The following is a 14,125-nucleotide window of genomic DNA, read 5'->3' on the forward strand; positions in this document are numbered from 1 at the left end:
CATGATCAAAAGAAAAGCAAAAGAAAACACGTGGTTTTACTTCTTCAATACCGTGATCTTGATTTTATTCTCATTGATGATCATCGTACCGATTTGGAATATCTTGGTTTCCTCCGTGTCTTCTAGTTCTGGATTAGCGGGCAACGGCCTCGTGTTATGGCCCAAAGGCTTTACCTGGGAAAACTATCGGAAAGTTTTTTCCGACGCAAGTATCCCCCGTGCCTTCTTGATCTCAGTGTTAAAAACGGTTCTTGGGGCTGCGACCCATACCTTGTTTTGTGCGATTGTGGCTTACGGATTGAGTAAATCACGCTTGGTTGGCCGCAACATTTATACAACGATGGGGGTCATCACCATGTACTTCAGTGGTGGGATGATTCCAACGTACTTGCTGATTCGCTCACTAGGATTACTGGATTCTTTCTGGGTCTACATTATTCCAGCTTTGTTCAGCTATTATGATGTCGTGATTTTAATGAACTTTTTCCGTGAGATTCCGCCTTCACTCGAAGAATCGGCGAAGATCGACGGTGCAAGTGAATTCCAAATCTTTTATAAAATCTTCTTACCATTAACGAAACCGGCATTGGCAACCATCATCTTGTTCAACGGGGTTGGCCAATGGAACGATTTTATGACAACAAAACTGTATATCACAAAAGAGTATCTCTATCCGCTGCAAATGAAGATTTATGAAATCATCGTCCAATCCAACTTGAGTACGATGACTGAAAGCGGTAGTACCGACTTTATCGTCCAAGCAACGACCCGTGGGGTTCAGTTGGCTACGATCGTCATCACGACAGTGCCAATTTTAATTATATATCCATTGCTTCAAAAACACTTTATCGGCGGTATGATGGCCGGTGCAGTAAAAGAATAGAAAGAGGGATAGACATGAAAAAAGTAGTAGGCGGTTTATTGGCAGCATCAGCATTACTCAGCTTAGCAGCATGTGGCGGCAGCTCAGACAATGCCAGCAGTTCGGATTTTTCTATCAAAGATCGGTATGAGTTAGATGAAAAGACACCAGCATGGAAACTCGATACCAAAGAAGAACCAACCAAGATCACATGGTACATCAATTCAGACTGGACAGCATTGCCATTTGGTGAAGATGTGACGACAGCCCAAATCAAAAAAGATTTGAACATTGATATTGAATTTATTTCAGGTGATGATTCGAAATTAAATGCTTTGATTTCAAGTGGTGATATGCCTGATATCGTGACGTTGATGGATAAAACCAGTCAAGCAGCCACAAAAGCTGATAGCTGGGCATACTCATTAAACGATTTAGCGGAACAATACGATCCGTATTTGATGAATGTCGTGACCGAAGATACCTTCAAATGGTTTGCTTTAGATGATGGCAAAACTTATGGCTATCCAAACTATTCCAACACAGCAGCGGACTACGAAAGCGGCAATATTCCCGTCAACGACAACTTTGTGATCCGTGAAGATGTCTATGAAGCATTGGGCAAACCAGATGTTTCAACTCCAGAAAACTATGTGAAAGTCATGAAAGAAATCAGCGAGAAATTCCCTGATTTGACACCGATGGGCTTCACAACGATCGGCGAAACAGCAGGACCATTCTTAGATAAATTGCAAGACTTCTTAGGTGTTCCGTTAGAAGATGAAGATGGTGCTTTCTACGATCGTAACTTAGATGAAGAATATATCTCATGGTTGAAAACCTTTAATCAAGTGTATCGTGACGGCAACATCAGTGATGACAGCTTTACCGATGACGGTCCAACCTATGATGAAAAAGTAAAACAAGGGGACTATGCAACGATCTTAGTCGCAGGAACGAGCGGACAAGGTGGGAACTTCACCGAATTCATGAAAAACTCTGACACGCGTTACATCGCAATCGACGGACCTGCCAGCACTTCTGGTCGTGAAGCAACCTTGAACCAAACAGGAATCTCTGGCTGGTTGATCAACTACATCACAAAAGATGCGGCGGATCCAGCAAAAGTAACTCAACTCTTCACGTACTTGATCGATGAACCAGGACAAATTTTGACAAAATTCGGTGTTGAAGGCGTGACGTATGAATACAACGATGAAGGCAAAATCGATTACTTGCCAGAAATCAAAGAAATGGAACAAACCGACAACGAAGGCTACAACAAAAAATATGGTATCAGCCGTTTCAACTACTTTAACAACGACCGTGTCAATGCACTGAAAGTCAAAACCGAAAATGCGTTGACTCAAATGCAAGAATGGGGCGAAGGCAAATTGTATCCACACTTTGTGATCGAAAATACGGATCCAGATGCCGGAACTGCAGAAGCACGTTCAAACACAGCCATCAAAACCAAAATCAACAGCACGATCATCTCATTGATTCGTTCAAAAGATGAAGGAACATTTGACAGCACACTAACCGACTTTGAAAGCTTCTTAGATTCAAACAACTGGGACGCAATCAAAGACATTAAAACTGAAAAAATGGCCGAAAACCGCGAACGACTAGAATAACCCCCATAGGAGAGGAAAGGAAGCCAAAAAAAGACCTTTCCTCTCCTTTGCTTTGAAACACAGGTTTTGCGCGCACTTTGCGCAAAATCTGATGTTTCAAAGTACTAGGCGACCGCAGGGAGCGTAGTGACCATACAAAGAATCACTGCGATTGGCTCGCGTAGTGAGACATGCAAGCTGCACTTAGTGTGTTTTACTTAGTGCAACTGTAGGCGAAGCGAAAGCGGAGACGAGCAGATGATGAAAAGTACTAGGCGACTGCAGGGAGCGTAGTGACCATACAAAGAATCACTGCGATTGGCTCACGCAGTGAGACCTGCAACCCAGAAACCCGTACGTTGAGAAACGACCCAAAATCACAAGAAGGCAAGAAACAGGTTTACGCAGCACCCGCAGCACAAATCAGCAAGTTTTGATTGGAGGATCATAATGAATCGACTATTTTCTTATGAAGGATGGTACTATCGGGTCTTTGCTTTTCTAGCAGATATGATCATTGTTAGTTTTCTCTTTATGATTCCAGCAATGACGCTGATTCTCGCAGGGCCAGCATTGATCGCGCTGTATCGGACGATCGATCAATTGTACAAGGAACGAGATGTCCCGATTTGGCAACGATACAAGCAAGCAGTCTTAAGCAACCTCAAACGTGGTCTCTTCTTAGAAGGTCTTGTTATTGCGTATGTCGCAGTCTTTGCCGGTTTGATCTATTCCTTGATGATGCTTACACCTTACTTTGGCGTTTTAGCCGTGATCCTCGTCAGCTTGGCTGCGCTGTATCTCGTCGTGTTCGTTCTCTTGTACAGTTTGTTTGCGCAATCATTGCAAGAAACAGCGAAAGAAACGGCATATGCGGTTCTTAGCAGTACGGCGAATGCGATCATTTTACTGGTGATCCCAATCATTGTTTTTGTATTGTGCAGCAAAGTAAACCTATTCTTATTTGTTTGTTTAGGCATTTCAGGCTCAGCCTTTGTACAGGTGTTGTTTTTCAATAAAGTATTAGCGAAGGGAGAAGAGACAAATGACTGAATCGACCGCAACTGATCGATCCTGTTTTTGGGCTTCGGTCCAACAAGAACTTGACGCCCTTCCGCTAGCCTTTGAAAGAACCAAACAAACGCCTTTGCTAAAAGGGATCGATTGTTTTACGATTTCTTTTCAAAGTCTTGGTAATGAAACGATCTATGGGCATCTGCTGCTGCCAGAACAAGCGGCAGATTGTCCAATCGTGATTGATTTTTTAGGCTATATGAATCATGTGCAAGAACCGTTCCAATTCGCTCATTGGTTACTGATCGGCTGCGGCTGTCTTGTCATCGACAATCGTGGACAAGGGGGACGCACGCAAGATCAGGTTCCCTATGAAACCACGCAGCATGAAGCACCTTTTGGACGCGGCATCTTGAAAAAAGAAGATTTTTATATGAAGCGATTGGTCGCAGATAGTTTGCGCACACTAGAAGTCCTTCAACAGATACCGGAAATCGATCCGCAGCGGGTTATTTTAAGAGGCGGCTCGCAAGGAGGCGGCATCGCCTTATTGGTCAACGCATTAACGAACGTCCCGATTTTTGCGACGTTTGCCGATGTGCCAAGCCACTCCAATCTTGTCCATCGGATCGAACAAAAAACAGGAAGTTACCAGGTGATTCAAGAGTATATCGAACAATTTCCAGAAATGCGGGAAACGATCTATCAAGTCATGAGTTATTTTGATTTGAAGTATTTTGCTCATCAGATAACTGGTCCTGTTTATACATCGGTCGGCAGTGCTGATCCGATCTGTCCCATGGAAGATTTCTTCGTTTCCTATAAAAAGATTCCTGGACCGAAAGAATTGCGTATTTACTTAAATAAAGGGCATGGCGGCGGCGAAGCGAAACAAATCCGTCGTGAAATGCAGCAAATCAAAAAATTACTCAAAGGAAATGAATGAAGATGAAAGTAGCAACCTACAATCTACGAGTCGATACCGACTATGACCAAGAATGGCAATGGCACTATCGATCGGAGGCGGTCTGTTCCTTGATCGATTACTACGACTGGGATGTTCTGGCGATCCAAGAAGCCCGACCTAGTCAATTTGCAGATTTAGCAAAGCTAGCGCAGTATGCTTCCGTCACGGCTGAACGTGACGGTGATGGCTTGGGCGAAGGCATCGGACTGTATTATCAAAAAGAGACTTTCGAGTTATTAGCTTCAGGTTCGTTTTGGTTGTCATTGACACCGACTGAACCCAGTATTCATCCAGAAGCTGCCTATTCACGCTTATGTGTTTGGGCAGTCTTACAGGAAAAAAAGAATCCGCCGTTTCTTGTCATCACGACCCATTTAGATAATATTTCAGAAATGGCTCGTTTTGAAGGGATGAAAGTGATCTTTGAGCAGCTGGCAGATCAGATCGAACGCTACCCTGTATTACTAATGGGCGACTTGAATGCGGAGCCAACGGAGCGGGTGCATCGGTACTTAGAGCAGCATTTTCAAAATGCCAAAGAACATGGGCAAAAGCCTCATCACGGACCCAAAGGCTCCTATCAAAATTTTATTTATACGTTACCATGGCAAGAACTAGAAGAAATTGATTATATCTATACGAAAGGCTTCACGGTGGTCAAAACCGCCTGTCTAACGGATTCTTGTGATCGTCGTTTTCCCTCCGATCATTTCCCTTTAGAAGCAGAAGTCCAATTTGAAGAAAGCAAAGGATGAATAAAAATGGAACAGCAGAAATTAACCGAACTACTTTCAGAAATGACCTTAGATGAAAAAATCGATCAGTTGCTGCAACTGGCAGCGGCTTTTTATTCAGATAAAGCAGAAGAGAAAACCGGCCCAATGGGCGACTTAGGACTGACACAAGAGAACATCAACAATGCGGGAACAACGCTAGGTGTTTCTGGTGCGAAAGAAGCGATCCGCGTCCAAAAAGAGTATATCGCCAATAACCGCTTGAATATCCCGACGATATTGATGGCGGATATCATTCACGGCTTTCGGACGATTTTCCCGATTCCATTAGGATTAGGTAGTTCATGGGATTTGGCAGCAGCGGAGAAGATGGCGGAAGTATCTGCCAAAGAAGCAGCTGTTTCTGGCTTGCATGTGACCTTTTCACCGATGGTGGACTTAGTAAGAGACCCACGTTGGGGCCGTGTCATGGAATCGACGGGGGAAGATCCTTACTTGAACAGTCGCTTCGCTGAAGCCTTTGTCAAAGGCTATCAAGGGGATGATCTGCGAACGGATTTCAACCGCGTAGCTGCGTGTGTCAAACATTTTGCGGCTTACGGTGCGGCTATCGGCGGTCGCGATTACAACACGGTCAATATGTCAGAACGCCAACTGCGAGAAAGTTATTTACCGGGCTATAAAGCGGCCCTTGATGCCGGTGCCAAACTGGTGATGACCTCCTTCAATACGGTGGACGGTATTCCAGCAACGGCCAATCGCTGGCTTTTCCGCGATGTTTTGCGAGAAGAATTCGGGTTTGAAGGCGTTGTGATCTCTGACTGGGCAGCAATCAAAGAAGTGATCGCCCATGGCGCAGCGGAAGATGAAAAACACGCCGCTGAATTAGCCATCAAAGCTGGGGTCGATATCGAGATGATGACGACTTGCTACACTGATAACTTGAAAGAGCTGATCGCAGAAGGCACTGTTGAGGAAGCCTTAGTCGATGAAGCCGTGCTAAGAATCTTGACCTTGAAAAATGAACTAGGTCTATTTGAAAATCCATACCGCGGTGCTGATGAAGCCGCTGAAGCAGCCACTGTTCTGTCTCAAGAACACCGAGAGATCGCTAGAGATATCGCAAAGAAATCAATGGTGTTGTTGAAAAATGAAGGTGTCCTGCCGTTGCAGAAAACCGAAAAAGTGGCGATTGTGGGCCCGGGTGCTCACTCCCGTGATCTATTAGGTGCTTGGTCTTGGCAAGGGAAACAAGAAGAAGTGGTGACGTTAGTGGCGGGGGCTCAATCCTTGGGTGCGGATCTGTTGATCGGTCAAGAGCCCTTTGATTATTTTGCGCCGTCTGAAGCAGCGATCCAAGAAGCGATCGAATTAGTGAAAGAAGCGGATAAAGTTGTCTTAGCGCTAGGAGAGCAAGAATGGATGAGCGGTGAAGCTGCCAGTCGCAGCGACATTCGCTTGCCACAAGCCCAATTGTCCTTGGTTGAAACCTTGAAAGAATACAACGAGCAATTGATCGTAACCCTTTATAACGGTCGTCCTCTTGACTTGCAAGGGGTTGATGCAGCCAAAGCGATCGTCGAGGCTTGGTTCCCTGGAACCGAAGGCGGAACCGCACTTGCTCAGATCCTGTGGGGAGAATACAATCCAAGCGGTCGCTTGAGCATGTCATTCCCAGAAACCGTTGGACAAGTTCCTGTGTATTACAACGTTGACAATACCGGTCGTCCTTATGAAAGTGCACCGGATGAAAAATATGTCTCGAAATATTTGGATGTCTCCAATTATGCCAAATATCCATTTGGGTTTGGCTTGAGTTATAGCCCAGTTGCGTATTCTGCGGTGACGTTGGATCAGCCGACTATGACCAAAGATCAAACGGTCACGGCTTCCATCACTGTTACGAACCAAGGAACAGCAGCGGTCTGGGAAACGGTCCAATGCTACATTCGCGATTTAGTCGGTGAAGTGGTTCGCCCAGTGAAAGAACTGAAAGGCTTTAAGAAAATTTGGCTAGAGGCTGGCGAATCAGCAACCGTTCAATTTGAGATCACGGAAGAACTGCTGCGCTATGTCCACAGCAACCAACAATTAAGCAGTGATCCAGGGAAATTCCACATCATGATTGGTGGGAACAGCCGAGACACCCAACAAACAACCCTGCAATTAGTTAGGTAAGATAGGAAGGTTTCTATGACGAAAAAAATAGTGATGAATAACGCAAATACGACCGTGACGTTTTTACCAAACGGTGATTTATATGAGATCCAAAGTCACGGTGTGATGATCAATCAGTTGAACGGAAATGCACTAGATGGTAGTTTGAATCAAATCTATCTACGTCTGCGTGAGGCGGGGGAGTTGTCCTTTATTCCCTTGATCGGTTCAAATGCTAACAGTGCCTTTGCCTACTCAGACAAACAGCTGACTTGGACTGGGACGTACCAGTCCATCGATTACCAAGTTGATTTCCAATTGGCACAAGATTGCTGGTTCTGGCGGGTTCAATTGAGTGGTTCTGGGGAAGCGGAACTGGTTTACGGACAAGATCTTGGCAATGCCGCCAAAGGTGCTGTTCAATCCAATGAAGCCTATGTTTCGCAATATATCGACCATCATGTTAGCCATGATAAGGATCACATCGTGCTTTCTTCGCGCCAAAATCAACCACAAAATGGTCAATTTCCATTGGTGGAACAGGGCAGCTTCCAAGCCTTAAAAGGCTTCTCGACGGATGGCTATCAATTTTTCGGTCGCAGCTACAAAGAAACGAATCAACCAGCTGCACTTAGCCAAGAAACGTTAGCCAATGAAGTGTATCAATACGAATTTGCCTATACGGCACTGCAAACGCAATGGTTGGCGGTAAGTGAGACGCCTACGGAAATCGTTTTTTACGCAGCGGTCAAAGCCAATCAAGCGACGGCAGTCAATGAACCGCAGTTTGCACTTGAAACGTTGAAAGAAACGTATCAAGCCTTGTCCTTTGACTCGTTGCAAGCAACGGCGCAGCCACGAAAAAACTTCGGTCGACCGCTCACAGGGCTGACATTTTCCACAGAAGAAATCAACGAGCGGTTCCCGCAGCAAGAAGCAGTGGAAATCGTTGACGAACAGCTTTATTCCTTTTTTACCCCTGACTATCACCATGTCGTGTTGAAGGAAAAAGAAGCACAGATGGAACGCTCCCATGGGCATATTTTGTTGAGCGGACAAGAGTTGATCGTCGATCAACCCATTTTGAGCACGACTGTTTACATGACGGGGATGTTTAACTCCCAAATCGTATTAGGCAATACGAACATGAACAAATTGTTGAGTAATAGCCGCAACTCATTGAATCTTTTCAAACGTTCCGGTCAGCGGATCTATCTGAAAGACGGCGATCAATGGCGGATTTTAACGATGCCATCTGCTTTTGAAATGGGCTTAAATTCGGCGACGTGGTACTACAAAACAGCGGATGATGTCATTCAAGTAACGACCTTCACGAAAGCAAATGGACGCACGATTGCAACCACCATCACTAGTGAACAAGGTCGTGCTTACACCTGGGCCATCACTAATCAATTTGTGATGGGGATCGATGAAGCGGTACCGACTGTTACCATTACGCAAGACCAGCAATTGCTCACCATCAAAGGAACAGCGGATTCACCGATTGCGGAAACTTATCCAGAATTGACGTATTATCTCCATGCAGCACAACCTTTTGAACTAACCGATGAAACGATTTTCAATGTGGCAGCCGACGATAGCACGACCGTATTGACCTTTGCAGAACAGGCGACGGTTTCCTTCGTGATCCAAGGCACACTGACTGGTGAACCCTTTGTTTCCGAAACGTTAGATCGCCAGCAAGAAGACACTGCCTATACGGCCTTTGTCGATGATTTGTTGAATCAGTTTGAATTGAAACATTCGCAGGCGGATGTCGCATCCTTCAATCACTTGGCACGTTGGTACACCCACAATATGCTTGTTCATTACTTGTCTCCTCATGGTCTTGAACAGTACGGTGGTGCTGCTTGGGGGACTCGAGACGTTTCCCAAGGACCGACTGAGTATTTCTTAGCCCTCAATCGTCCTGAGATGGTGGCGTCCATCATCGAGCATTTGTTTGAAAATCAATTTGCAGATGACGGCAACTGGCCACAATGGTTTATGTTTGATCGCTATGAGAAACAAAAAGCCGATGAGAGCCACGGAGATGTGATCGTTTGGCCAATGAAAGTCGTTAGTGACTATCTCGAAAAAACCAAAGATTTTGCGATTTTGGAAAAAGAACTGCCTTATACGGATCGCACAACCTTCTTGAAAACCAGAACCAATGCTTCTTTGTTTGATCATTTGAAAAAAGAAGTGGCGTATATCGAAGCGAACTTTTTGGAAGGAACGTACCTGTCTTGTTATGGTGATGGCGATTGGGATGACACCTTGCAGCCAAATAACAGTAAGTTGAAGAAACAAATGGCCAGCAGCTGGACCGTTGCCTTGACCTATGAAGTATTGAAAAAATTAGCCAACCAGTTGCAGTCAGTTGACCCAGAGTATGCCAAACATTTAACGGAACTGTCTGCGGGAATCAAACATGACTTTGAAAAATACATGTTAGCTGATGGGACTTTGCCAGGATTTGTCTATATGGAAGATAGCGAGCACGTGGAACTGATGGTCCATCCGACTGACAAGAAAACCGGTATCCAATACCGCTTGCTGCCGATGCAGCAAAGCATGATCGGCGAGCTGTTATCTCCCGAACAAGCCGATCATCATGTGGCGATCATCAAGGAGCATTTGCAATTTCCAGATGGGGTGCGCTTGATGAATCGTCCAGCGACTTATGCGGGTGGTGTCAGCACCAACTTCAAGCGGGCAGAACAAGCAGCCAATTTTGGACGAGAAATCGGTTTACAGTACGTTCACGCCCACATCCGCTTTACAGAGGCCATGGCGAAATTAGGTCGAGAAGAAGAGACTTGGCAAGCACTTGGGGTCATTAATCCGATCCAAATCGCTCAACGGGTCGAAAATGCGGAAATCCGTCAAGCAAATGCGTATTTCAGTAGTTCTGATGGCGATTTCAAAACAAGGGTTGAAGCCCAAGAAAATTTTGGTAAACTTAAGGAGGCAACAGTCGGCGTCAAAGGCGGCTGGCGCATCTATTCTAGTGGACCGGGGATCTATATGAATCAGTTGATCAGCAATGTGTTAGGCATTCGGACCTTTGTTGATCACGTTGAACTTGATCCCGTCTTGCCAGCGGAATTAGCAGGATTGACACTGACGTATCGACTCTATGATCGGCCGGTCGAAATCGTCTATCATTCGTCAAGTACGCCGAAAATATTGATCAACGGCGAAGAAATGTCCACTGAGTTTGCGGAAAATCGCTACCGCCAAGGTGCGTTTGTCCTGAAGAAAGCAGCGCTTTGCGCCAAATTAAACGAAAACCAAACCAATACGATCGATATCTATCGTTAAGAAAGGAGAAGCCATGGTAGGAATCAAAGATATTGCCCAAAAAGCGGGTGTCTCCATATCCACCGTTTCGTATGCATTGAATGGCAGTCCAAAAGTGACCGAGGAAACCCGTGCGCGGATTCAAGCGATCGCAAACGAATTGAACTATGTTCCGAACATGGCTGCTCGTACACTGAAACGCAGACAAACCAACATCATCGGTGTTTATCTCGCCGATTATGCCGGAAGTTTTTATGGGGAATTGCTAGATGGCATCAAGAAAGGGTTGGAACTTTTCGGCTATGAAATGATCGTCTGCAGCGGCAAGAAATCACACTTGTTTATTCCTGAGCGGATGGTGGACGGTGCCATCATTTTGGATTGGACGTTTCCAGCAAAGGAAATCGAGCAATACGCCCAACGAGGACATCAAATCGTCGTGTTAGACCGTGTCTTGTCTCATGAAAATATCCATCAAGTCTTGTTAGACAATAAAGGAGGGGCGGCGCTGGCGATCGATCGCTTGATCGCTGGACAAAGCCAAAAAGTCTTCCTCTTAGCAGGGCCAGAAAAAGGCTACGACAGTCGGGAGCGCTTGGAAGCCAGTACGAAAGAATTGACGCGCTTTGGTATTCCTTATGAAGTCATTCCTGGTGACTTCACGGAACCTTCTGGTTATCGAGCGGCAAAACAGCTCTTAGCAAATAATCCCCAGTTTCCCATTGATATCTTTGCCTTCAATGATGAGATGGCAATCGGGGTCTACAAATATGTCCGCGAGACCGACTATCGCATCGGAAAAGAGATCCGCATCATCGGGTTTGATAACACGGAATTAGGCGCTTTTGTGCAGCCGCGCTTAGCGACGATCTCCTATTCGAAACATCGATGGGGCATGGTGGCAGCTGAGAAAATCGTACAATCGATCCAAGGGGAACCAGTGGCGGACGAGCATATTTATACCACTTTTGTGGATGGTGGATCATTTATTTAATTGATCCATTAAAGGAAAATGAGTTGAAAAAGGAATGGTGAAATGGGGAGGATTTTATCTTACAGAACATACCAAAGCAATTGATGGAGAAAGAACTATTGAAAGAAGTAAACCAATTCAAAAGTTCCAGATGGATGTTAATGAGATCGCCGAAACTTTAAATCAGGCAACACTCAAGAACAAATCAGTAGCTATCTAAATTGAAGCGCATGATCGAGATGAGAATTACTTTCCTGATATAGTTGGCCATATTTAAGGGGCATGATGAACTAGAAATATATGTTGGTGGTAATAAGGTTGGCTATGATAAAATTAGGAATATTAAAATAGCTAACATAACCAAGTGGTCGGACAAAAGTAACCTCTTATAAAAAGTACTCACAAATTATTAAATTATATTAGCGATAATTATTTAAAGCTAGCTTTCTGATATAATAGTTTGTAAAGGAGTGCTAAGATGATTAACTTTTTAAAAGGTTTAAAAATAAGAATCCTATATATATATTCAATGATTTCGCTACTTATAGGTGTCTATTTAAGTGTAAATTGGATTCCTGTAAGCGTTGAAGGACTAAGCAAATCCCAAAAACAGGAGCTTTTAAGAGAAGGATCAATCAACTGGGAACTTGGTGTAGTTTTTAAGGTATTAGCCCTGATACTTTTCTTGGGTGCACTAGTAAAATCCATTATATATATCTTAAACAAAAAGAGATAAGCGTAGAGCTCATCTCTTTTTATACTATCTAGAAACTTCGTGGATCACTTCGATTTTATAAGGAATGATAAAGCCTGCTCTTTGCATTGCATAACAATAATTGTTTCCAAATCCCACCTCGAAGTTGCCATCATAACCATTTAGCTCCCATTTGAAATCAAATATATCCGTAACCTTTACTTGAGTCCAATAATTTCCATTGGCTTGTTTCTTATAAGTTACTGTGTAACTAACTCCACGTAATGCTGTGTGAAGTTGGCCGCTTAGAAATGTATAACTTCCTGAGAAAGAACCAGATTTTTTACCTGTAGAAAATGCTTCTTTTTTAAGTCTAGAATAATAAGCGGTCATTAACTCCTCGCCGTCTACAGTCTTTGCCCAGCTATCGTTTTTATTAACATATGTCGAAGGTTTCCATGTTGGATTCCAATAGTAATTCTCAGCAGAAATAATGGCGTGCTTCATATAAGCAGCAGTCTGATTGTGACCTTTTTTCTTAACCATTGATATACCTTTATTGTATGCAGCAATTGCAGCCGCATAAACTGGATTTGCAGGAGTTACCGATGATCTAGCACCTATCTTAGACTTTGGTTCAACATAAAAAGGATCAACTGATTCGGCAACGTCCGCTTTATACTCTTCCAACAATGCATCTTGTTCGGCATCATAGGAATTTAAAACTGTTAAACTCTCATTTAAAGATGCGTTGAACTCTTCAGCACTATCAGAATCTTCAAACATTCTAATTACACCATCAATATAATCTCTATTGGACTCTTCATTGGATATTGCCTCATTAATTAATGATTGATTAGTTTCATCTATCTCAAAACCATTCTCATCTGCATAACCATTTATTTGACCAAAACTTAAAACTGATATACCAAACACTACACTAATTAAAAACTTCTTCATTGTTTTAATCTCCTTTTTAATTATTATTTTACTAACAAATTTAATATACCATGCTACAATATATAAAAAACATTTTAAGTTATATTTATATCCTAACAATTTTGTAATACGTAGGAAAGGATGTAAAATTGAACAAAGTTGAATACGATAATATGCAAGTAAATCTTCGTTCTTTGCGGCACAAACTTGATTTTCAATGCATAATATTCGTTATACTGTATTATTAAAAAAGGAACATAATAGGGGATTTATGAAAAAAGTATAAAAATATTAGGGTTTATCTTGTTGGTTATAATTGGATTTGTAGGGGGCTATTTTCTATCTGTAGATCCAGCTAAAGACTTCTATGGTGATTGGTATGGTGTTGCTAACGAGGGGAAGGAGAGTTTTCTTTTAGAATAGATAAAGAAAAAAATAATCGATTATGGAAATGATGATTATAATTCACCTGGTTTTCCTTACACAGTGAAAAAGTCTGGAAATGGATTTTATATTGAAGTGTCTGATGATGAGCTAAAAAATATTTTTCCCGAATTAATAAAATTTAAGTATAAAAACAATATGACATTTTTCCTGAATGATGATGAAGAATCAATTGAGTACTTTGTAGCTATAGATGGTTTTTTGAATAATGTAAAACTACATAAAACATCCTTTGAAGATTCGTATAACAAAACCGAAGAGTCAACCTCATAAAGTCTAATAGCAAGTGAAACAGAAACTTCTTGCAGTTCTTTGCTTAATGAAACTCATTCATCAGAAACGACATCATCAATTGATTCTCCAAAAGTATCAGATCTAAGTGAAAAAATTGATTCATTTATTGCGAATTATACGTCAAT

The 14,125-nt window shown here is 43.0% G+C and carries 12 protein-coding genes; 11 read left to right on the forward strand and 1 reads right to left on the reverse strand.

From position 1 onward, the window contains the following. Position 1: 1 nt before the first annotated feature. From CXM95_RS01790 to CXM95_RS01830, 11 genes are all read left to right on the forward strand, one after another. Positions 2–883, forward strand: a complete 882-nt coding sequence (locus CXM95_RS01790) for a carbohydrate ABC transporter permease (RefSeq protein WP_005227173.1) — start codon at positions 2–4, stop codon at positions 881–883. Positions 884–897: 14 nt separating this feature from the next. Further along, positions 898–2,499: a sugar ABC transporter substrate-binding protein gene (locus CXM95_RS01795; protein WP_008376282.1), complete on the forward strand. Its 1,602-nt coding sequence runs from the start codon at positions 898–900 to the stop codon at positions 2,497–2,499. Positions 2,500–2,771: 272 nt separating this feature from the next. Then, positions 2,772–2,915: a hypothetical protein gene (locus CXM95_RS18785; RefSeq protein ID WP_199559932.1), complete on the forward strand. Its 144-nt coding sequence runs from the start codon at positions 2,772–2,774 to the stop codon at positions 2,913–2,915. Positions 2,916–2,928: 13 nt separating this feature from the next. Further along, the gene (locus CXM95_RS01800) at positions 2,929–3,531 is read left to right on the forward strand and encodes a DUF624 domain-containing protein (RefSeq protein ID WP_086299014.1); all 603 of its coding nucleotides are present in this window, start codon (positions 2,929–2,931) and stop codon (positions 3,529–3,531) included. Then, a complete protein-coding gene (locus CXM95_RS01805) occupies positions 3,524–4,438 on the forward strand; it encodes an acetylxylan esterase (protein WP_086299015.1) in 915 nt (304 codons plus the stop codon). The genes CXM95_RS01800 and CXM95_RS01805 overlap by 8 nt, the downstream gene beginning before the upstream one ends. Next, positions 4,435–5,214 carry an endonuclease/exonuclease/phosphatase family protein gene (locus CXM95_RS01810; RefSeq protein ID WP_016611458.1) on the forward strand — a complete coding sequence of 260 codons (780 nt, stop codon included), beginning with the start codon at positions 4,435–4,437 and terminating at the stop codon, positions 5,212–5,214. Before CXM95_RS01805 ends, CXM95_RS01810 begins: the two co-directional genes overlap by 4 nt. A 6-nt stretch (positions 5,215–5,220) precedes the next feature. Further along, positions 5,221–7,371 carry a glycoside hydrolase family 3 N-terminal domain-containing protein gene (locus CXM95_RS01815; RefSeq protein ID WP_101698783.1) on the forward strand — a complete coding sequence of 717 codons (2,151 nt, stop codon included), beginning with the start codon at positions 5,221–5,223 and terminating at the stop codon, positions 7,369–7,371. A 15-nt stretch (positions 7,372–7,386) separates the two neighbouring features. Next, positions 7,387–10,677 (forward strand): GH36-type glycosyl hydrolase domain-containing protein, encoded by a 3,291-nt coding sequence (locus CXM95_RS01820; protein ID WP_086299017.1) that lies wholly within the window; start codon positions 7,387–7,389, stop codon positions 10,675–10,677. Between the two features lie 13 nt (positions 10,678–10,690). Further along, a complete protein-coding gene (locus tag CXM95_RS01825; protein WP_086299018.1) occupies positions 10,691–11,650 on the forward strand; it encodes a LacI family DNA-binding transcriptional regulator in 960 nt (319 codons plus the stop codon). Between the two features lie 34 nt (positions 11,651–11,684). Continuing rightward, on the forward strand, positions 11,685–11,849 hold the full coding sequence (locus CXM95_RS18725; RefSeq protein ID WP_016609543.1) for a hypothetical protein: 165 nt from the start codon (positions 11,685–11,687) through the stop codon (positions 11,847–11,849). A 258-nt stretch (positions 11,850–12,107) separates the two neighbouring features. Beyond that, the gene (locus CXM95_RS01830; RefSeq protein WP_008376271.1) at positions 12,108–12,365 is read left to right on the forward strand and encodes a hypothetical protein; all 258 of its coding nucleotides are present in this window, start codon (positions 12,108–12,110) and stop codon (positions 12,363–12,365) included. A 24-nt stretch (positions 12,366–12,389) separates the two neighbouring features. Here CXM95_RS01830 and CXM95_RS01835 read toward each other — a convergent pair whose 3' ends face one another. Further along, positions 12,390–13,283, reverse strand: coding sequence for a hypothetical protein (locus CXM95_RS01835; RefSeq protein ID WP_086372553.1), 894 nt, complete (start codon positions 13,281–13,283; stop codon positions 12,390–12,392). Positions 13,284–14,125 lie beyond the last annotated feature (842 nt).

Source organism: Enterococcus sp. CR-Ec1 (genome assembly GCF_002850555.1).
Taxonomy (GTDB): domain Bacteria; phylum Bacillota; class Bacilli; order Lactobacillales; family Enterococcaceae; genus Enterococcus_D; species Enterococcus_D entomosocium.

Excerpts from the sequence above, each read along its gene's own strand:
- CXM95_RS01830 (WP_008376271.1), top strand. The coding sequence starts at position 12,108 with ATGATTAACTTTTTAAAAGGTTTAAAAATAAGAATCCTATATATATAT.
- CXM95_RS01805 (WP_086299015.1), top strand. The coding sequence starts at position 3,524 with ATGACTGAATCGACCGCAACTGATCGATCCTGTTTTTGGGCTTCGGTC.
- CXM95_RS01835 (WP_086372553.1), bottom strand. The coding sequence starts at position 13,283 with ATGAAGAAGTTTTTAATTAGTGTAGTGTTTGGTATATCAGTTTTAAGT.
- CXM95_RS01825 (WP_086299018.1), top strand. The coding sequence starts at position 10,691 with ATGGTAGGAATCAAAGATATTGCCCAAAAAGCGGGTGTCTCCATATCC.
- CXM95_RS01795 (WP_008376282.1), top strand. The coding sequence starts at position 898 with ATGAAAAAAGTAGTAGGCGGTTTATTGGCAGCATCAGCATTACTCAGC.
- CXM95_RS01790 (WP_005227173.1), top strand. The coding sequence starts at position 2 with ATGATCAAAAGAAAAGCAAAAGAAAACACGTGGTTTTACTTCTTCAAT.
- CXM95_RS01815 (WP_101698783.1), top strand. The coding sequence starts at position 5,221 with ATGGAACAGCAGAAATTAACCGAACTACTTTCAGAAATGACCTTAGAT.
- CXM95_RS01800 (WP_086299014.1), top strand. The coding sequence starts at position 2,929 with ATGAATCGACTATTTTCTTATGAAGGATGGTACTATCGGGTCTTTGCT.
- CXM95_RS18725 (WP_016609543.1), top strand. The coding sequence starts at position 11,685 with ATGGTGAAATGGGGAGGATTTTATCTTACAGAACATACCAAAGCAATT.
- CXM95_RS01820 (WP_086299017.1), top strand. The coding sequence starts at position 7,387 with ATGACGAAAAAAATAGTGATGAATAACGCAAATACGACCGTGACGTTT.
- CXM95_RS01810 (WP_016611458.1), top strand. The coding sequence starts at position 4,435 with ATGAAGATGAAAGTAGCAACCTACAATCTACGAGTCGATACCGACTAT.